16 protein-coding genes are annotated in these 19,955 nt (G+C 61.9%); 15 read left to right on the forward strand and 1 reads right to left on the reverse strand.

Translation table 11 applies throughout. The features are described 5' to 3' along the window. Positions 1-75: 75 nt before the first annotated feature. The 6 genes from rd (at position 76) to KP001_RS05420 (ending at position 7,744) form a co-directional block, all read left to right on the forward strand. A complete protein-coding gene (rd, locus tag KP001_RS05395; protein WP_183346161.1) occupies positions 76-234 on the forward strand; it encodes a rubredoxin in 159 nt (52 codons plus the stop codon). 17 nt (positions 235-251) lie between these two features. Beyond that, on the forward strand, positions 252-1,586 hold the full coding sequence (locus KP001_RS05400) for an FAD-dependent oxidoreductase (RefSeq protein ID WP_217288532.1): 1,335 nt from the start codon (positions 252-254) through the stop codon (positions 1,584-1,586). 10 nt (positions 1,587-1,596) lie between these two features. Continuing rightward, positions 1,597-4,410, forward strand: a complete 2,814-nt coding sequence (gene acnA / locus KP001_RS05405; RefSeq protein WP_217288533.1) for an aconitate hydratase AcnA — start codon at positions 1,597-1,599, stop codon at positions 4,408-4,410. Between the two features lie 265 nt (positions 4,411-4,675). Beyond that, positions 4,676-4,966 carry a metal-sensitive transcriptional regulator gene (locus tag KP001_RS05410; protein ID WP_199388746.1) on the forward strand — a complete coding sequence of 97 codons (291 nt, stop codon included), beginning with the start codon at positions 4,676-4,678 and terminating at the stop codon, positions 4,964-4,966. 22 nt (positions 4,967-4,988) lie between these two features. Continuing rightward, positions 4,989-7,523 (forward strand): heavy metal translocating P-type ATPase, encoded by a 2,535-nt coding sequence (locus tag KP001_RS05415; protein ID WP_217288534.1) that lies wholly within the window; start codon positions 4,989-4,991, stop codon positions 7,521-7,523. 2 nt (positions 7,524-7,525) lie between these two features. Continuing rightward, a complete protein-coding gene (locus KP001_RS05420; RefSeq protein WP_217288535.1) occupies positions 7,526-7,744 on the forward strand; it encodes a heavy metal-binding domain-containing protein in 219 nt (72 codons plus the stop codon). Between the two features lie 116 nt (positions 7,745-7,860). Here KP001_RS05420 and KP001_RS05425 read toward each other — a convergent pair whose 3' ends face one another. Next, positions 7,861-8,250, reverse strand: coding sequence for a hypothetical protein (locus KP001_RS05425; RefSeq protein ID WP_217288536.1), 390 nt, complete (start codon positions 8,248-8,250; stop codon positions 7,861-7,863). A 45-nt stretch (positions 8,251-8,295) separates the two neighbouring features. Here KP001_RS05425 and KP001_RS05430 point away from each other — a divergent pair, with 45 nt between their 5' ends. The 9 genes from KP001_RS05430 (at position 8,296) to KP001_RS05470 (ending at position 19,946) form a co-directional block, all read left to right on the forward strand. Beyond that, a complete protein-coding gene (locus KP001_RS05430; RefSeq protein WP_217288537.1) occupies positions 8,296-9,456 on the forward strand; it encodes an ABC transporter permease in 1,161 nt (386 codons plus the stop codon). Positions 9,457-9,591: 135 nt separating this feature from the next. Further along, complete coding sequence (locus KP001_RS05435; protein ID WP_217288538.1) at positions 9,592-10,260, forward strand: ABC transporter ATP-binding protein; 669 nt, start codon at positions 9,592-9,594, stop codon at positions 10,258-10,260. A 270-nt stretch (positions 10,261-10,530) separates the two neighbouring features. After that, positions 10,531-11,808, forward strand: a complete 1,278-nt coding sequence (locus KP001_RS05440) for a TolC family protein (RefSeq protein ID WP_217288539.1) — start codon at positions 10,531-10,533, stop codon at positions 11,806-11,808. A 177-nt stretch (positions 11,809-11,985) separates the two neighbouring features. Then, positions 11,986-13,398 carry an efflux RND transporter periplasmic adaptor subunit gene (locus KP001_RS05445; RefSeq protein WP_217288540.1) on the forward strand — a complete coding sequence of 471 codons (1,413 nt, stop codon included), beginning with the start codon at positions 11,986-11,988 and terminating at the stop codon, positions 13,396-13,398. A gap of 32 nt (positions 13,399-13,430) precedes the next feature. Continuing rightward, on the forward strand, positions 13,431-16,568 hold the full coding sequence (locus KP001_RS05450) for an efflux RND transporter permease subunit (RefSeq protein WP_217288541.1): 3,138 nt from the start codon (positions 13,431-13,433) through the stop codon (positions 16,566-16,568). 146 nt (positions 16,569-16,714) lie between these two features. Continuing rightward, on the forward strand, positions 16,715-17,194 hold the full coding sequence (locus tag KP001_RS05455) for a hypothetical protein (protein WP_217288542.1): 480 nt from the start codon (positions 16,715-16,717) through the stop codon (positions 17,192-17,194). Positions 17,195-17,370: 176 nt separating this feature from the next. After that, on the forward strand, positions 17,371-18,258 hold the full coding sequence (locus KP001_RS05460) for a GerMN domain-containing protein (RefSeq protein WP_217288543.1): 888 nt from the start codon (positions 17,371-17,373) through the stop codon (positions 18,256-18,258). A gap of 11 nt (positions 18,259-18,269) precedes the next feature. Beyond that, positions 18,270-18,692 (forward strand): cytochrome c, encoded by a 423-nt coding sequence (locus tag KP001_RS05465; protein ID WP_217288544.1) that lies wholly within the window; start codon positions 18,270-18,272, stop codon positions 18,690-18,692. A gap of 36 nt (positions 18,693-18,728) precedes the next feature. Further along, complete coding sequence (locus tag KP001_RS05470; RefSeq protein WP_217288545.1) at positions 18,729-19,946, forward strand: two-component system sensor histidine kinase NtrB; 1,218 nt, start codon at positions 18,729-18,731, stop codon at positions 19,944-19,946. Positions 19,947-19,955 lie beyond the last annotated feature (9 nt).

A 19,955-nucleotide genomic window follows, 5' to 3' on the forward strand; every position in this document is an offset into this window, starting at 1 on the left:
GCACGACCCGCCCTGCCACAATGGTAATGGCAGGGAAGGGGACTGTATCAACTCTGGATGGCAAAGGAGGAACTCATGCAGAAGTACCGCTGTACCGTTTGTGGTTATGTCTATGATCCTGAGGTGGGCGACATCGATAGTGGCGTGGCCCCGGGAACGGCCTTTGAGGATATTCCTGATGACTGGGTTTGCCCGGTGTGCGGCGTCGACAAGAGCATGTTCGAACCCGAATAAACTGCAGGGGAGATCTCATGAAGTGCGTCATCATCGGCGGCATTGCCGCCGGCCTTTCGGCTGCGAGCCAGATCAAGAGGCAGTCTCCGGAGGCCGATGTGATCGTCCTCGAGAAGAGCGGCGACGTCTCCTACGCCGCCTGCGGAATGCCGTACAACCTATTCTTCAAGGACCGGCCGGTGGAGAGGCTCTACGCCATGCCGCTGGAGGTAATACGCGGCGAGCGCGGGGTCGACTACAGGCTGCACCAGGAAGTCACCCGGATCGACGCAGGCGGTAAATGGGTTGAGGTCACCGACCTGCAAACCGGTAAAAGCTACAGTGAAAGTTACGACTTCCTGATCTATGCCACCGGGAATAAAGCGATCCATCTGGACATCCCCGGCTTCGACGCCATCGACGTCTTCTATTTTCGTACCCTGGAAGATACCCGCCGGGCAAAGGAATTCCTCTATCAAAAGCCTCCCGCGAAGGTACTCCTTGTCGGGGCAGGTTATACCAACCTCGAAGTCGCCGATGTCCTCACCAACCTGAAGCTCGCCCCGGTGATCCTGGAGAAGGCACCGCTGATCCTCCCCTCCTTCTGCGAGGAGGTGCGCGAGAAGGTCGTGGCGAAGGCGCGGGAAAAGGGGGTCGAGCTGCTGACCGGCGTCGACATCGAGGAAAAGTCTGGGCGACAGGTGAAGACTTCCGCCGGGACCTTCGATGCCGATATGGTGGTAGTTGCCGCGGGGGCCAGGCCCAATACCGCCCTCTTTGCCGCGGCGGGGGGGGAGCTGGGTGTTGCCGGCGCAGTGAAGGTGGACCGCTACCTGCGCACCAACCTCGACGGCGTCTTTTCCGGCGGTGACTGCGCGGAGCACTACGTGCGGCAACTGGGACTCAACTCCTACTTCCCTCTCGGACCGGCGGCAAACAAGCAGGGGCGGGTCATCGGCCACAACATCTGCAACCCCGACCGGATGACGGAGTTCTGGGGGATCGACCAGACCGCGGTCTTCAAGTTTTTCGACTACACCGTGGCCACGACCGGGCTCAGCGAGCGGCAACTGCAGACGCTCGGCAAGGACGTGGTCAAGGTGGTGGTGGACGGCCCGACCCGTGGGGAGTTCCCCGGTGGCGGCACCATCCGCATCGTGCTTTTGTGTGAGAAAGGAAGCGGTCTCCTGCTCGGTGGGCAGATGGTCGGCGAGGACGTGGTGGCCAAGCGGCTGGATATCCTGGCGACTGCCATCTACAAGAAGATGACCGTTTTCGAGATCGCCGAGCTGGATCTGAGCTATTCCCCGCCTTACGCGCCGGTATGGGACCCGGTCCTGGTCGCCGCGAACGTCGCGGTAAAAAAAGTCTGAGGAGAAAAGCATGAGCGTTTCCAACAGCTACAACACCCTCTCCACGCTCACCGTGGACGGCAAGACCTACCGCTATCACTCGCTGAAGGCCTTCGCGGACAACTCGGGCATCGATATCAGCCGCCTGCCTTATTCCATGAAGATCCTGCTGGAAAACCTGCTGCGCCGTGAGGACGGTGTGGTGGTGAAAAAGGAGGACATCGAGGCGGTGGCACGCTGGGACGCACGGGCTGAGCCGGACCAGGAGATACAGTTCATGCCGGCCCGCATCCTCTTGCAGGACTTCACAGGGGTGCCTGCCGTGGCCGACCTGGCCGCCATGCGCTCCGCCCTGAACCGGCTCGGGGGGCGCCCCTCTGACATAAACCCGATGCAGCGCGCCGACCTGGTCATCGACCACTCGGTACAGGTGGACCAGTACGGCAGCGAGTTGGCGCTCAAGGCCAACTCGGTGCTGGAATTCGAGCGCAACCACGAGCGCTACCAGTTCCTGCGCTGGGGGCAGTCCGCCTTCAGGAACTTCAGCGTGGTACCGCCGGCGACCGGCATCTGCCACCAGGTGAACCTGGAATACCTGGCGCAGGTGGCGCTCGTGAACACGGTAGAGGGGGCGGGCGGGGGTGAGTGGGTGCTGCCGGACACGCTGGTCGGCACCGACTCGCACACCACGATGATCAACGGCCTCGGCGTGGTCGGCTGGGGTGTCGGCGGGATCGAGGCGGAGGCCGCCATGCTGGGGCAGCCCTGCTCCATGCTCATCCCGCAGGTGGTCGGCTTCCGGTTGACCGGTGCCTTGAGCCCCGGCGCCACCGCGACGGACCTGGTGTTGACCATCACCCAGATGCTCCGGAAGAAGGGGGTCGTCGGGAAATTCGTCGAGTTCTACGGTCCGGGCGCCGCATCGCTCAACATCGCGGACCGGGCCACCATCGGCAACATGGCTCCCGAGTACGGTGCCACCATCGGCGTCTTCCCCGTCGACGAGCAGACCACGGCCTACCTCGGACTCTCCGGCAGGGGCAAGGTGGTACCGCTGGTCGAGGCTTACTTCAAGGGGCAGGAACTCTGGCGTTCTTCCGATCGCCCCGAGCCGGTCTTCAGCGACACCCTGGAGCTGGACCTGGCCGACGTTGAGCCCTCCCTTGCCGGCCCCAGCCGTCCCATGGACCGGGTGCGCCTGAAGGAAGTGCGCGGGTCGTTCCGCAGGCAGCTCGTCACCCTGAGGCAGCAGGACGCGGCCCACGTGGACAAGGAAACGCTGAACCGGTGGCTGGGGGAGGGGGGGGCGCCGGTCACGGTCGCCCCCGAACTGATGGCCGAGCATCCGGACAAGGGACTGGGCTCGCTGGGGCAGTGCGTCCCGGTGCGCCAGCCCGACGGCACCAGCTACAACCTCTGCCACGGCTCCATCGTCATCGCGGCCATCACCAGTTGCACCAATACTTCCAATCCTTCGGTCATGATCGGTGCCGGTGTGCTGGCACGAAACGCGGTGCGGCGCGGGCTCCAGGTGCGCCCCTGGGTGAAGACCAGCCTGGCTCCGGGTTCCAAGGTGGTGACCGACTATCTCGCAGCCGCGGGGCTCACCCCTTACCTGGATGCACTCCGCTTCCACCTGGTCGGCTACGGCTGCACCACCTGCATCGGCAACAGCGGACCGTTGGCCGACCACATCTCCCGCGCGGTGGTGGAGGGGGATCTCGCGGTGGCGGCGGTCCTGTCCGGCAACCGCAACTTCGAAGGGCGCATCAATGCCCACGTCCGGGCCAACTACCTCGCCTCGCCCCCCCTGGTGGTCGCCTACGCACTGGCGGGTAACATCAACATCGACCTGACCCGCGATCCGCTCGGCACCGACCCCAACGGTGAGCCGGTCTACCTGAAGGACATCTGGCCGGACGACAAGGAGGTTGCGGAACTGGTGCAAAGCTGCGTCCACGCCGAATCCTTCGCCACCAACTACGCAGACGTCTTCCACGGTGACGACGAGTGGCGCAGCCTCATCGTCCCCAGCGGCGAGCTGTACCAGTGGCAGGAGGATTCGACCTACATCAAGGAGCCTCCCTTCTTCCTCGACCTTCCGCCCGAGCCGCAGCAGGTACCGGATATCACCGGGGCGCGCTGCCTGGCTCTGCTGGGCGATTCCATCACCACCGACCACATCTCGCCCGCAGGCTCCATCGGCAAAGCCACACCGGCCGGACGCTACCTGATGTCGCTGGGGATCGAGCCCAAGGACTTCAACTCCTACGGTGCGCGACGCGGCAACCATGAAGTGATGGTGCGCGGCACCTTCGCCAACACCCGCATCAGGAACGCGCTGGTTCCCGGCGTGGAAGGCGGCGTCACCATGTTCTTCGCCAAAGGAGACGGCAGCGGCAAGCAGATGTCCATCTTCGACGCCTCGGAGCAGTACCGGGCCGAAGGCACGCCGCTGGTCGTCATAGCGGGCAAGGAGTACGGCACCGGTTCCTCGCGCGACTGGGCCGCCAAGGGGACCAAGCTCCTCGGTGTCAGGGCGGTCATAGCGGAAAGCTTCGAGAGGATCCATCGCTCCAACCTGGTGGGGATGGGGATTCTCCCGCTGCAGTTTTTGCCCGGCGAGAGCTACAAGAGTATCGGCCTCAACGGCACCGAGAGCTTCGACCTCACCGGTCTCGACGCAGTGACGCCGGGGCAGAATCTCGCGGTGAAGTACACCGGGATGGATGGATCCACCGGATCCTTCACAGTCCTGGTACGCATCGACACCTCCAACGAGCTCGATTACTATCACCACGGCGGCATCCTTCCCTTTGTGCTGAGGCAGTTCCTCAAGAGTTGAGCGCAGGCACAGTCAACCGCATCAACCTGTAGGGGCGAATAATCATTCGCCCCTTTTTCTTTGCACACAATGTTGAAACTTGAGCCTCGGCTTCCGTCCTGCGTCCTGCGGCGTCATCCAACCAAAGGCGGGCGAATGATTATTCGCCCCTACACGTTCTTATGGATCCTGATGCATAATCCCTCTTGACCTTTGATACCCCCTGGGGGTATTGTCTGTGTAACAGTATACCCCCGTGGGGTATCATTGAAGGAAGGAGGGAGCCATGAGCGACTCGTCGAAGAACAAGCTTAATACCCGCGTGAAAAGGATCGCCGGGCAGGTGGCCGGCATTGAGCGGATGCTGGAGGAGAAGCGCTACTGCGTCGACATCCTGAATCAGATCTCCGCGGTGCGCTCCGCCCTCGATTCCCTTGGCGTCGAGCTGCTGACCCGCCACCTGGAGAACTGTGTCCTGGGGCAGGGGGGCGACAAGCAGCACGACCAGGCCAAGCCGATGAGCCAGCAACAATTGCTGGACGAAGTCAAGACGGCACTGTCGCGTTTCCTGAAGTAGCGGTTTAGGGAGGATAAAGCCAATGGTTGAAAAAGTATCGTTACGCGATCCGGTTTGCGGGATGGAAGTCGGAGAAGCTGCACCCCTCTCCGCGACACACCTGGGGACCAGTTACAAATTCTGCTCCGCGAGTTGCCTGGAGAAGTTTCTGGCCTCTCCCGACACGTATCTGAAGCAAGCCGCCGTGCCCGCACCGGACGAGTCGCCTGCAGCGGCAGAGCCGCTTGCTCCGCTTGAGCGGCCTGCTCCGGAGCAGGTGGAACAGTGCGAGTTGCCGCTTCTGGGGATGAACTGCGCCGGATGCGCCGGGCGGATCGAGAAGACCCTGAACACGACGCCCGGCGTCGTGACCGCGGCGGTCAACTTCGCCACCACGCGGGCCAGCGTCACCTACGATCCGAACGGGACCAGCCCCGACGCGCTGAAGCAGGTGGTGCGCGACATGGGGTATGACGTCCTGGAGGCAGGGAGCGCCGGGACTGATACTGACGAGGCCAGCATGCTGGAAGCGCAGACCCAGGTGCACGAGGCGCAGTACCAAAAGAACAAGAAGAAGTTCTTCCTGGCGCTGGCGCTCACGCTGCCGGTCGCCATACTCGCCATGGCCGGCCATCTGGTCCCTGCCCTGGCCGATGCCTTCAACTTCCCGGGACGCGCCTGGGTCGAACTCGCCCTGACTACCCCGGTTCTGTTCTGGGCCGGGCGCGAGTTCTTCACCGGCGCCTGGGCCGCGGCAAAGCACCGGGTGGCCGACATGAACACCCTGGTTGCGCTTGGCACGCTCTCCGCGTACGTCTTCAGCCTAGTGGCCACCATCGCGCCGGATTGGCTCATGGCGGGCGCGGGTAGCGAGGCTGGCGCTGCCGGGCACGGACATGCAATGGCATCACCGGTCGGCGTCTATTACGAGGTGGCCGCCATCATCGTCACCCTGATCCTTATGGGGCGCCTCCTGGAAGCACGTGCCCGCAGCAAGACCAGCGGCGCCATCCATGCCCTGATCGGCCTGCAGCCGAAGCTGGCGCGCGTGGTGCGCGACGGCAGGGAAGAGGACATCCCCATCGCCGAGGTTCAACTGGGTGACGTCATCGTGGTGCGCCCCGGCGAAAAAGTGCCGGTAGACGGTGAAGTGGTCGAAGGGGGCTCTTCAGTCGACGAGAGCATGCTGACCGGGGAACCGTTGCCGGTGCACAAGAAACTCGGCGATACCGTCATCGGCGCCACCCTGAACAAGACCGGCTCATTCCGTATGCGCGCCACCCGGGTCGGCAAAGACACCGTGCTGCAGCAGATCGTGCGCCTGGTGCAGCAGGCCCAGGGGAGCAAAGCCCCCATCCAGCGCCTGGCCGACCTGATCGCCAGCTATTTCGTCCCCGTTGTCATCAGTCTCGCCATCGCCACCTTCGTGATCTGGTTTGATGTGACGCCACCCGAGACCCGTCTCAACATGGCGGTGCTCACCTTCGTCTCGGTGCTGATCATCGCCTGCCCGTGTGCCCTCGGTCTGGCCACCCCGACTGCCATCATGGTTGGCACCGGACGCGGTGCCCAAAGCGGCATCCTGATCAAGGGGGGCGAGGCACTGGAAACGGCGCACAAGCTGACCACCATCGTTTTGGACAAGACCGGCACCATAACCCGCGGCGTCCCGTCAGTCACCGACATCGAAAGCGAGGGGCTGGACCGGAAGACCTTGCTGCAGCTTGCCGCCTCGGCGGAGGGGGGCAGCGAGCACCCGCTCGGGGAAGCTATCGTGCGCGCGGCCGAAGAAGAGGGGCTCTCCAGATTGCCGGTAACCGGGTTCAACGCAATCCCCGGGCACGGCATCGAGGCGGAGGTGGACGGGAGGAAGGTCCTGGTCGGGACCGAACTGCTCCTTAAAAACAACGGCATATCTGCCGATGCCGAATCTCTGCACCGTCTCGCCGATGCAGGCAAGACCCCGGTCCTGGTAGCGGTTGACGGGAGCTATGCCGGCGTCGTCGCCATTGCCGATCCGATCAAGGAAGGGTCAGCCGGCGCCGTGAAGCGGCTGCACGACCTGGGGCTCGAGGTGATCATGCTGACCGGCGACAACCGCCGCACCGCCGATTCCATTGCCCGCCAGGTCGGCGTGGACCGCGTGGTGGCCGAAGTGTTGCCGGACGGTAAGGGCGAGGAAATCAGGAAACTGCAGGCGCAGGGCAAGATAGTCGCCATGGTGGGCGACGGCATCAACGACGCCCCGGCGCTAGCCCAGGCCGACGTCGGCATCGCCATGGGAAGCGGCACCGACGTCGCCATCGAGGCGGCCGACATCACGCTGGTGCGCGGGGACCTGAACGGCGTCATTTCCAGCATCGCGCTGTCCCGCGCCACCATCGCCAACATCAAGCAGAACCTGTTCTTCGCTTTCATCTACAACATCCTCGGCATCCCGATTGCGGCCGGGATCCTGTATCCGTTCACCGGCTGGCTGTTGAGCCCGATCATCGCCTCGCTCACCATGGCACTCTCGTCGGTGAGCGTGGTGACCAACGCCCTGCGGCTGCGCGGCTTCACCGTAGAAAGGGGGTAACCATGGACGCGTCTCAAATTTTCGTCACCCTGGGCGGAGCGGCCCTGATTTTATTCAACCTCTGGTTCTTTTTCGGCAAGAAGGCTACCATCAAGCCTGTCGCCGCTAAGGGAGCACTTTATGCCTGCCCGATGCACCCATGGATCACCAGCGAGGACCCGACCGCCGACTGCTCGATCTGCGGCATGAAGCTCGTCAAGAGCGAAGAGGTGGGTAAGTAGCAGGGATGCGGTTGTGTGTGGAATATTCTGCTGGATACGTGGAATATTCCCCCGCAGCCGTTGCCCTGGACCGCCGTCGCCTCCCGCTGGTCACGCCATTCCAGCTGGTTACGCTTTTATTCCTGTTTGGCATGACACTTGATTAAGAGTAGCCGGTGGTTGTTGAAAGGAGATGCCGCGGGGTTCCGCCTCCTCGGTCCCGCGGCATCTTTCAACTTCAACACCTCCCTCACCCGGCCTTCGGCCACCCTCTCCCAGGGGGCGAGGGCAGGGGCCACCATCCGGCCTTCGGCCACCCTCTCCCAGGGGGCGGGGGCAGGGGCCACCATCCGGTTTTCGGCCACCCTCTCCCAGAGGGCGAGGGCAGGGGCCACCATCCGGCCTTCGGCCACCCTCTCCCAGGGGGCGAAGGCAGGGGCCACCATCCGGTTTTCGGCCACCCTCTCCAGAGGGGGGAGGGTGTGGTCAGCGATGTACACACGTCCACTGTAGGGGCGAATAATCATTCGCCCCCCCATTTGCACCGATCGACACCGCAGCACGGAGAAACGATGAAACTGCACACCATCTCGATCAACAACCTGAAACGCCGCAAGGCCAAGATGGCGTTCTTGACCATCGGCCTCATGGTCGGCATAGCCACCATCGTGACCCTGGTCACCCTGACCCGCTCCATGTCCAACGACATCGAGCGCAAAATGGACGAATTCGGCGCCAACATCCTGATCACCCCGCAGAGTAACGGCCTGTCCATGAACTACGGCGGCATCAACCTCGGTGGCGTCACCTTCGACCAGCGCGAGATCAAGGAGGCTGACCTCGACAAGGTCCGCAAGATCAAGAACAACAAGAACATCTCCTCCATCTCTCCCAAGGTGCTGGGCGGCGTCAAGGTGGGTACCCACGACGTGCTGCTGGTCGGGGTCGATTTCGCGGCAGAGCTCAAGATGAAGCAGTGGTGGCAGATCTTCGGCAGCGAGCCCAAGGCGGACCACGAGGTGCTTTTGGGAAGCGACGCCTCCAACACCCTCAACGCAACTTCCGGCGACAATATCGAGATCAAGGGTGAGAAGTTCAAGGTGGCCGGTGTTCTGAACCAGACTGGCTCACAGGATGACTCGCTGGTCTTCATGGCGCTCCCGAAAGCGCAAAAGGTGCTCGGCAAGGAAGGAAAGATCACCATGGCGGAGGTCGCCGCCCTCTGCTCCGGCTGCCCCATCTCCGACATGGTGAACCAGATCGCCGAACTGCTCCCGGACAGCAAGGTTTCCGCGATCCAGCAGGTCGTGGCGGGGCGCCTGAAGGCACTGGACCAGTTCAAACGCTTCTCCTACGCCATGGCAAGCGTGGTCGTCTTCATCGGCTCCCTCATCGTCTTCGTCACCATGATGGGGAGTGTGAACGAGCGCACCACCGAGATCGGTGTGTTCCGCGCCATCGGCTTCAGGAAGAGCCACATCATGCGCATCATCCTTCTGGAGGCCGCTCTGGTGAGCCTTTTGGCCGGCGTGCTCGGCTACGCGGCCGGCATGGGGGGCGCGAAGCTCGCGCTCCCGTTCATGGCGGAGACGAAGAACGCACACCTGGTCTGGGACACCACTATCGCCTTCGGCTCGATAGCGCTGGCGCTGCTTCTTGGCATCCTGGCCAGCCTCTACCCTGCGCTGCACGCCAGCAAGATGGACCCGACCGAAGCCCTGCGGGCACTCTAACCTCTCACCCCCCTCCTTTGACGGGAGGGGGCAGGGGGGGGATGTTGCCATCGGCGTTGCCTGTGGCCGCTTCCCCCTCACCCGGCCCCTTCCTCCCCGTCAGGGGGGAGGGGGACTGCGATAAATGAGGACGAAATGGCTATCATAGAGATGAAGAACGTGAAGAAGCAGTACCAGACCGGCTCCGACCTCGTGGAGGCGCTGCGCGGCGTGGACATCACCATCGAGGCAGGAGAATTCATCACCATCATGGGGCAGTCCGGTTCCGGCAAGAGTACGCTCCTCTCCGTCCTGGGGGGGATGAACCATCCAACCAGCGGTGAAGTGGAGATGGCCGGGGTGAAGCTGTACCAGTTGAAAAGCGAGGAGTTGGCCGACTTCCGCGCCCAGAACCTCGGCTTCGTGTTCCAGTCCTTTCACCTGATCCAGTACCTGACCGCGCTCGAGAACGTCATGCTGCCGCTCGCCATCGTGAAGATGAGCACCGCCGCCAAGAAGGAGGCGGCGCGCCAGGCGCTGGAGCGGGTCGGACTCGGTGCCAAGACCGACCGGCTCCCCAACCAGCTCTCCGGCGGGGAACAGGAGCGTGTCGCCATCGCCCGCGCCATCGTCAACAACCCGCACATCCTGCTCGCCGACGAGCCGACCGGAAACCTCGACTCGAAAACGAGCGAGGAAGTCATGGCGCTCTTCAGGCAACTGAATGAGGCGGGGCAGACAGTGGTCATGGTCACTCACAACCCCGAGAACGGAGCTTATTCGGACCGCACCATCCATCTCAAGGATGGCTTGATCAGTGCGTAGAGTCGGCAATCGTTGCTTAAAATCTAAAAATCTGGAGAACACACACTTCTCGTACTTCGTGCTCTCCAGATTTTTCTATTTATGCGATTTTCTTCTCATCTGAAAGATTAACCTGCCGATGTGTGTATAATATTCCACTGTAACTGCCGAATATCCTTCGCTGAAATTTATGCCCCCAGTGTCTGATGCTTTGTAAATCGCGCAGTTATCAGTCGGGCACGGATCGTGTAAAAGTATCGTGAAAGTTACTGTCAAGTTTGTGGAGTCACCATGAAATACCGGCTTCTTTTTCTGTACCTGTCGTTGACCCTCCTGCTCTCCGCACCCGCGGTTCATGCCGACCAGGCAAGCCCAGCCATAGAAAATCTCGATCAACTGGTGCAGACCGCCCTGGCCAACAACCCGGAACTCAAGTCGTCGTCGGCCCGCTGGGAGATGTACCGAAGCCGTATCAGGCAGGCGGGCGCCCTGGAAGATCCCATGCTGATGCTGAAGATCCAGAACGGCGTGGTGACCGATCCCGTGAACTTCAAGCGCGACGGCATGACGCAGAAGGTGGTCGGTATCAGCCAGTTGATCCCCTTTGCCGGCAAGAGACAGCTGAAAGAGGATATCGCCGCCGCCGAGGCCGAGACCTATCGCTGGAGCGTGGAGGAGCGCAAGCTCGAGCTCGCCCGCATGGTGCGCGAGGCATACTACCAGGTCTACTTCGTCGACAAGTCGCTGGGGATCATCGACAAGAACATCAGGATACTGGACGACTTCATCACCCTGGCCCAGACCAAGTACTCGGTGGGGCAGGGCGCCCAGCAGGACATCTACAAGGCGCTCCTAGAGCGCTCCAAGATGCTGGACATGAAGATATCCCTGGAGCAGCAGCGCAGGAGCCTGGAGGTCAACCTCAACTCCCTGTTGAACCGGCCGCAGACGACCAAGGTCGGCGCCATAACGGATTTCAAGCTGGCCCCGTTCACGTACACCCCCGAGCAATTGCTCGACATCGCTGAGGAAAACCGCCCGCAGCTGAAGACCATCAAGGCACAGATCGAGAAGGGGAGGGTGGGGCACCTGCTGGCCCAGAAGGAATCGTATCCCGACTTCAACGTCTCCTTCGAGTACATGCAGCGCGACAAGGCGATGGGGAGCGACGGCTCCGACATGTATTCGCTGGGCGTCACATTCAACCTGCCGATCCAGAAAGAGCGGCGGGCAGCCATGAGGGCGGAGTCCTCCTCCGAGGTCAACATGGCCAGCGAGGAGCTGAGCGGCGCCAGGAACACCATCTCATCCGGGATCAACGACCTCCTGGCGCAGCTGGAGCGGCGCAAAAAGCTGATTGATCTCTACACCACCGGCATCATTCCCCAGGCCGAGCAGTCGCTCGAGTCTGCGGTGATCGGCTACCGGGTCAACAAGGTGGACTTCCTGACCCTGCTGGACAACCGGGTCACCCTTTTCAACTACGAGCGCGAATACTACGACTCGATGGCTGATTACCAGATGAAGCTGGCCCAGCTGGAAGCGCTGGTGGGCAAGGAACTGCGCTAGCTCCGTTTCCCTATCGCTCCTCCCCCCGGAGGGGGAGGAGCGATAGGGGGGGGACGCTGTCAGGAGCCCCCTCCCTGTCCCTCCCCCTCCGGGGGAGGGGACTTAGCTGCCGGACTGTGAGGCCTTTGTGAATCGAAGGCCGCCTGAATAAATTTCTACCCCACGAGGTATTTACTCATGAACAAAAGCGTCAAGGTTGCAGTTCCCATCATCCTGATTCTGGTAGCGGCGGCAGTCGGCGGAGGATACTACCTGTGGCACCAGAAGCACCAGGCGCCGGCCGGCAAGGAAAAGGCGGCCCAGGGGCAGGTGCTCTACACCTGCGCCATGCACCCTTTCATCATCAAGGACAAGCCGGGGACCTGCCCCATCTGCGGGATGCAGCTGATCAAGAAGGTGGAGGGGACCCAGGCGAGCGCCGAGGAGCAGAAGATGCTCGGGCACGTCTCGCTCTCGCCGACCCAGTCGGTCATGGCCAACGTCGCCACGGTGCCTGCCGAATACGCGCCCCTTTCCAAGGAGATCAACGCGGTCGGCATCGTGCAGTACGACCAGTCCAAGCAGGCCAAGGTGACCGCATGGGTGGCCGGGCGCATCGACAAGCTTAACGTGAACACGGTAGGCGCCTTCGTCTCCAAGGGACGGCCGGTGGCGGAGATCTACTCGCCCGACCTGGTCGCCGCGCAGCAGGAATACCTCCTGGCGCTGAGAAGCCGCGAGCAGTTCAAAAAATCGAGCATCGACGCCATCTCCCAGGGGGGCGAAGGGCTGGTGGCCTCGGCGCGCCAGAGGCTCAAGCTCCTGGGGGTGAAGGACGAGCAGATCGCCGGACTGGAAAAGGCGGGACACCCCAACATCAAGCTGCCCATCTACACGCCGCTTTCCGGCGTCGTGATCGAAAAAGTGGTCCAGGAAGGGCAGTACGTGAACATGGGCGATCCTCTCTTCAACATCGCCGACCTCTCCACCGTCTGGGTCGATGTCGAGGTGTACGAGAACGAGTTCAGCTTCGTGAAGATGGGACAGCGGGTGGAGATCCTGTCGCAGTCGTATCCGGGCAAGACTTTCTCCGGGCGCGTCTCCTTCATCTATCCCTTCCTCGATCCCAAGACCCGCACCGTGAAAGTGCGGGTGGAACTGGGGAACCCCGGTCTCAAGCTGAAGCCCGACATGTTCGTCAACGCCTCCATTAAGGCCCCCTTGGGGAACGCGCTGGTGGTGCCGTCCACCGCGGTGATGGACACCGGCAAGCGCCAGGTGGTGTGGGTGGAGTCACAGCCGGGCATGTTCGAGCCGCACGACGTGCAGGTGGGCGCCCGTGTGGGAGACAAGGTGCAGATCCTCTCCGGCCTGAAGCAGGGGGACAAGGTGGCGGCCTCCGGCGGCTACCTGATCGATTCCGAATCGCAGCTTGCCGGAGGCAGCGGTGGCGGCGGCCACGAAGGGCACGCAGGCGCAGCTGCTCCCGGCGCAGCCGCGTCGCCGGCGGCTCCCGGTGCGCCAGGTCAGCACCAGGGGCACGGCGCACCGGCCGCACCCGCCGCACCCAAGAAGGGTGGCGGCATGGATATGGGCGACATGAAGATGTAGTTGTTGGAATCCTATGAGCACTGAGGTTTTACATGATTGAAAAGATCATCGAATATTCCGCCCGCAACCGCGTCATAGTGCTGATGCTGTTCGGCTTGCTGATCGCCTGGGGCGTCTGGGCCGTCTACAAGACGCCGGTGGACGCCATACCCGATCTCTCCGACAACCAGGTCATCGTCTTCACCGACTACCCGGGGCGCTCGCCGCAGGTGGTGGAGGACCAGGTCACCTACCCGCTGGCGGTGAACCTGCAGGGGCTGCCGCAGGTGCGCGCCGTGCGTGCCTCCTCCGCCTTCGGCTTCTCGATGATCTACGTGATCTTCGAGGACAAGGCCGACATCTACTGGGCCAGGACCCGCGTCCTGGAGCGCCTGAACTACGCGGCCAGCCTGCTGCCGCCGGGCGTCGTCCCGACCCTGGGACCCGACGGCACCGGCGTCGGACACGTCTTCTGGTACACGCTCGAAGGGAAGGGGTACGACCTCGAGCAGCTCAGAACCCTGCAGGACTGGTTCGTGCGCTACCAGTTGAATACGGTGCCGGGCGTGGCCGAGGTGGCCTCCATCGGCGGCTTCGTGCGCGAGTACCAGGTCGACCTCGACCCCAACCGTCTCTTCGCCTACAACATCAAGGTGGGGCAGGTGGCCGAGGCAATCAAGAAATCCAACAACGACGTGGGTGGCAGGCTGTTGGAACAGGCCGATGCGGAGTACCTGATCCGTGGCCGCGGCTACGTCAAATCCACGGCGGACCTGGAAAACATCGTGGTCGGCGCCGACATGCGCGGCACGCCCATCTACGTGAAGAACCTGGGCACCGTGCAGCTTGGCGGCGCGATACGGCGCGGCATGCTGGACATGAACGGGCAGGGCGAAGCCGTGGGCGGCATCGTGGTCATGCGCTACGGCGAAAACGCCAAGGACGTCATCGACCGGGTCAAGGAGAAGATCGTCTCCCTGGAGAAGGGGCTTCCTCCCGGCGTGAAGATCATGGTCTCCTATGACCGAAGCGACCTGATCGAGCGCGCCATCCATACCCTGAAGTCCTCGCTCATCGAGGAATCAATCGTGGTGTCGCTGGTCATCCTCGTGTTCCTGCTCCATTTCCAGAGCGCGCTGGTCATCGTGCTGACCCTCCCCATCGCGGTGCTGATTTCCTTCATCACCATGAAGCTCATGGGGGTCACCTCGAACATCATGTCGCTGGGCGGGATCGCCATCGCCATCGGTGTCCTCGTGGATGCCGGCGTCATCATGGTGGAAAACTGCTACCGCCACCTCTCCGAGATGCCGTCCGAGGAGCGGCGCGAGAAGCGCCTGGATGTCATCATCACCTCTGCCAAACAGGTCGGCCGGGCCATCTTCTTCTCGCTGGCCATCATCATCCTCTCGTTCGTGCCGGTGTTCCTGCTCGAAGGGCAGGAAGGAAAGATGTTCCACCCGCTCGCCTTCACCAAGACCTTCTCCATGATGGGGTCGGCCTTCATCGCCATCACGCTGGTACCGGTGCTGATGTACTACTTTATGCGCGGCAAGATGCCGCCGGAGAGCGCGAACCCGGTATCTACCTTCTTCATCAAGCTTTATTCGCCGGTGATCCGGTGGGTGCTCAAGTGGAAGAAGACCACCATCGCGCTGAACCTGGTGGCGCTCGCCATCGCCATCCCCATGTTCATGAGCATCGGAAGCGAGTTCATGCCCCCCCTGGACGAGGGGTCGCTCCTGTACATGCCGGTGACACTCCCCAACATCTCCATCAACGAGGCGAAGCGCCTGATCCAGGTGCAGGATACGGTGATCAAGAGCGTCCCCGAGGTGGAGCACGTGCTCGGCAAAGTCGGGCGCGCCGAAACCTCCACGGACCCCGCGCCGGTCTCCATGTTCGAGAGCATCATTATCCTGAAACCCAAAGACAAGTGGCGCCCCGGCGTCACCAAGGCCGACATCGTTTCCGAACTCGATAGCAAACTGCAGCAGATCGGGGTCAGAAACGGCTGGACCCAGCCCATCATCAACCGTATCAACATGCTCTCCACCGGCGTGCGCACCGACCTGGGGGTCAAGATTTTCGGCGCTGACCTGAACGTGCTGAAGGACCTGGCGGTGCAGGCCGAGGGGATCCTGAAGACCGTGCCCGGTGCGGCCGACGTCGTCGCGGAAAGGGTGACCGGCGGCAACTACATCGACATCGATATCGACCGCGAGGCGGCGGCGCGTTACGGTGTCGCTGTGGGGGATATCCAGGAGGTGATCGCTACGGCCCTGGGGGGGGAGATGCTCTCCACCTCGGTGGAAGGGCGCAACCGCTTCCCGATCCGCCTGCGCTACATGCGCGAGATGCGCAGCGACATCCCGTCCATCCAGCGCATCCTGGTCTCAGGCATGGAAGGTGCCCAGATCCCGCTCTCGCTGGTGACCAAGCTTAAGGTCTCCACCGGTGCGCCCGAAATCAACAGTGAAGGGGGCCTCCTGCGCTCCATCGTCTTTCTTAACGTGCGCGGACGCGACATGGGCGGCTTCGTGAACGAGGCGAAGACCGTGCTGGAGAAGCAGATGAAGCTTCCTCCCGGGTATTACATCGCCTGGTCCGGCCAGTGGGAGAACCAGGTGCGCGCCAAGGCGCGGCTGCAGATGCTGGTTCCAGCCGGCATCCTGATCATCTTCATTCTGCTCTACTTCACGTTCCACTCCGCCCTCGAGGCGAGCATGGTCATGCTCTCGGTCCCGTTCGCGCTGGTGGGCGGGGTGTACCTGGTGAAGCTGCTCGGGTACAATATGTCGGTCGCCGTCTGGGTCGGCTTCATCGCCCTGTACGGCATCGCGGTCGAGACCGGGGTGGTCATGGTCATCTACCTGCACGAGGCGCTGGACAAAAAGCTCCTGAAGGGGCCGGTGACCGAGCAGGACATCTACGACGCCACCTTCGAGGGTGCGGTGTTGAGGCTCAGACCCAAACTGATGACCGTTGCGGTCGCGCTCATCGGCCTGGTGCCGATCATGTGGTCATCCGGCACCGGTGCGGACGTCATGAAGCCGATCGCGGCCCCCATGATCGGCGGGATGATCTCATCCGCGGTGCACGTACTGATCATGACCCCGGTGATCTTCGTGTTGATGAAGAAGCACGACCTGAAGAAAGGGAAACTGAAGTACTCGGGGATGAAGCATTAGGCGAATATGCTACTACTGCAGTGGAATATTCCTCAAATAACCGCGTCACAACGCAGGCAGACCGCGCTGTAATGGCATTTTAGCTCTTGGCACACCGCGTGCTTAGTCAATAAACAGATTATTTTTCACGCAAAAGGAGAATCACCATGAAGAAACTCATCGTTCTGGCTGCCGCTGCACTCGCTCTGACCGCCCCGATCGCTTCCTATGCCATGGACCATGGTTCCATGGATATGGGGCACGGCGATATGAAGATGGATCATGATATGGGTGCCGTCGCTCACCAGGAAGTTGTCAACGGCGTGAAGGCCACCTTCAAGGTCATGAGCATGAAAGAGCACATGGCCGCCATGAAGATGGAACTTCCCAAAGGGATGAAAGAGACTCACCACATCGCCGTCGAGTTCAAAGACGCCAAAACCGGTAAGCCGCTCACCGAAGGCGAAGTTAAAGCGAAGGTCCAGGGGCCGGACAAGTCCGAGCAGACCAAGGACCTCATGGGAATGCAGGGACACTTCGGCGCCGACTTCGACCTTTCCAAGAAGGGCAAGTATGGGGTCATGTGCAAGTTCAAGCTGAAAGACGGCCAGGTGCGCACCTCCAAGTTCTGGTACACCATCAAGTAGTACAGTCCGGGCGGCTCCGTAATCGGAGCCGCCCTTAGCTTCCTCCTTCCCCTCCCGGTCGCTTCCGTCCTCTTCTGTCGCTGTTGTCTCACACAGTTTGTCTGTTAGTGTAAATGATCGAACTATAAGAATTTTTGACTGGTGTTTTTCGCCAAAATACCCTAGAGGATACTTCCATGACACAAATGAACCTCGCCCGGATCGTTCGGGGCGTATTCCTGCTTCTTGTCGTCGTGTTCGCAGGGTGCACTTCCCGTCAGGATACGCCCCCTGAAGCCAAGGGGAGGGTCAACGCAACCGGCGCTTTCGTGAAGTACTTCGGGCCTGTTCCGCCGGTGGACAAGGGTACCTGCTACGGCTTCGTAATCTATTTCCCCTCCGCCAGGGAACCCGGCAAGGTGTTGCCGTTCCCGTTCTTCAGTTTCGACGAGGCAAGCCTGAAGAAGGTGGCGCTGGGCAAGCTCATAGCAGGAATGGGTGACCAGAAGGCCTACCAGGGCGAATTGGCACAGCCGTTTCCGGCAGGGAGCCGCATCCTCGACGTCTCCCAAACCGCCGGCACGGTGACCGTCGACTTCAGCAAGGAACTCAATTCGGTTAAACCCGACCCGCAGGTGCGGCAGGCAGTGGTCAACGCGGTGACCTTGACCCTGCGCCAGTTCAACGGCGTGACTACGGTCGTCATCAAGGTCGAGGGGGCCGGGAGTCCCCTCAATAAACTGGTCGCCAAGGCCGATGAGAGTGCGGTGCTTCCTCTTGCCGCACCCCGGTTACTGGGTGTCACAGGCATGAAGGAGAAGGGCGCCGCCAATATTGAGGAAATCGACGCTTTCTTCGACCGGCCGGTCGACATCAAGGAACTGAGCCTTTCGGGTGCCGATGGGAAGAAAATAGAGGGGGATATCTTTCAATCGGTGTTCGATATGGCCGGAGTCCTCAAGGCCAAGACCCCTTTGACGCTGCAAGCGGGCGCGCCGATAAAGGTGCACTGGAAGATCACCGACAAGCTTGGACGGAGCGCCTCCGGTGACGCCGATGTTGCCCTGGAGATAAAGGAACACTGACCGGAGAGGATATGAAAACCTTTATACTAGCCGCAGCCGCAGCCCTGTTACTCGTTTCCGCGGTGGCGTACGCCCACCAGGAGCAGCATCATGGCGATCACCAGGGAGCCGCCCAAATGGCGAAGCTGCACAAGATGATGCCCGGGTATGCCAAGGCCAGAGCGCTGATTGAGAAGTCGCTGGAGCAGGGGGATTTGAAGGGTGCGGTCACGCAAACCGACTACCTTCTCTCCACTACGGCTGATCTGAAGAAGTCAACGCCCCACAAAAACGTTGAACGAATCAAAGAGTTCCAGGGTATCGCCAGCGATTTCGAGCAGGATGTCAACGCCCTTGCCGCTGCCGCAAAGAAAGGCGATCTGAAAGGGGCACGGGGGTCCTTCACCTCTGCCGCAAAGCGCTGCAATTCCTGCCATGCGAAGTTCCGTACCTGATGGTGGGGCAACTCATGAAATGTGTTGGTAGATAGTATGTTCAGGAAAGCGATCTTGCTCTTGGGCGTCGCCGTCACCTGCTGCCTGCTTTGGTTCGCCGTCTACGACTACCGCGAGGCCGGGCCCATTTCCAGGGAGAACCTGAGTGGGCTCGCACTCTCGCTCACCACGGCCATAGAAAAACTCGCTGCCAACGATCCCTCCCTGGAGACGCTGCACTCCTTCCATCCCCCGGACGTTGCCTATTTCGCCCTGGTCGACCGCCGGGGCGTCTACCGCTTCCACTCCAACCATGATCTCGTCGGCACCACTGTCGACGCCCGTTCTCAAGAGATCCCGCTGCTGACCAGGTCCGAGACCCGTATTGCCCTCGGTACCGGTGAGCGCGCCTATCAGTTCACGTCACCCGTGACGGTGCACGGGGAACCGCTGGCGCTGGTACTCACCCTGCATACCTATCGTGCCGACGCGGTGACCCGGCGCGCCAGGCTCAACATGACCATCGTACTCGCCCTGGTCGTGGTGGGATGGCTCTTGAGCCTCGGCCTGGCGCGGTATGCGCGGCGCGACGAGCGCCACCGGGAGGAACTGGCGCGTAGGGAGTCTCTTGCGAAACTGGGCGAAATGGGGGCGGTTCTTGCCCATGAGATACGCAACCCCCTGGCGGGGATCAAGGGTTTCGCCCAGGTCATCGCCGCGAAGCCCCAGGAGTCCCGTAACGCGGCGTTTGCCCGGAGCATCGTGACTGAGGCGGTGCGCCTGGAGAGCCTGGTTAACGATCTCCTGGCCTACGCGGCGAACGAGCCCGAGACGGTGGCGGATTTTCCCCTCGCGGACCTTTTCGACCATACCGCCTCTTTGCTCCAGCCGGATGCCGGTGCTCACGGCGTTACTATCGAGTGGCGCTGTCCAGAAGATTTGTCGCTCCGCGGCAACCGGGACAGGATCGAGCAGGCGCTGCTGAATCTCGGACACAACGCGGTTCAGGCCATGCCGGACGGGGGGCACCTGCAGCTGCTGGCGGAGCGGTCCGGCAAGGATGCCGTCATCACCATTCGGGACAATGGCAGCGGCATCGCGCAGGAACATCGCCAGCTTGTGTTCGAGCCGTTTTTCACCACCAAAAGCCGGGGGACCGGACTGGGGCTTGCCCTGTGCAGGAAGATCGTGGAAGCAAACCGTGGCAGCATCACGCTGCACAGCAGGGAAGGGGAGGGGACCGTGGTCACGCTGACTCTCCCCTGTGCCAGCTGACCAGGTAGA

The organism is Geomonas subterranea, from assembly GCF_019063845.1.
GTDB classification, from domain to species: Bacteria; Desulfobacterota; Desulfuromonadia; order Geobacterales; family Geobacteraceae; genus Geomonas; species Geomonas subterranea.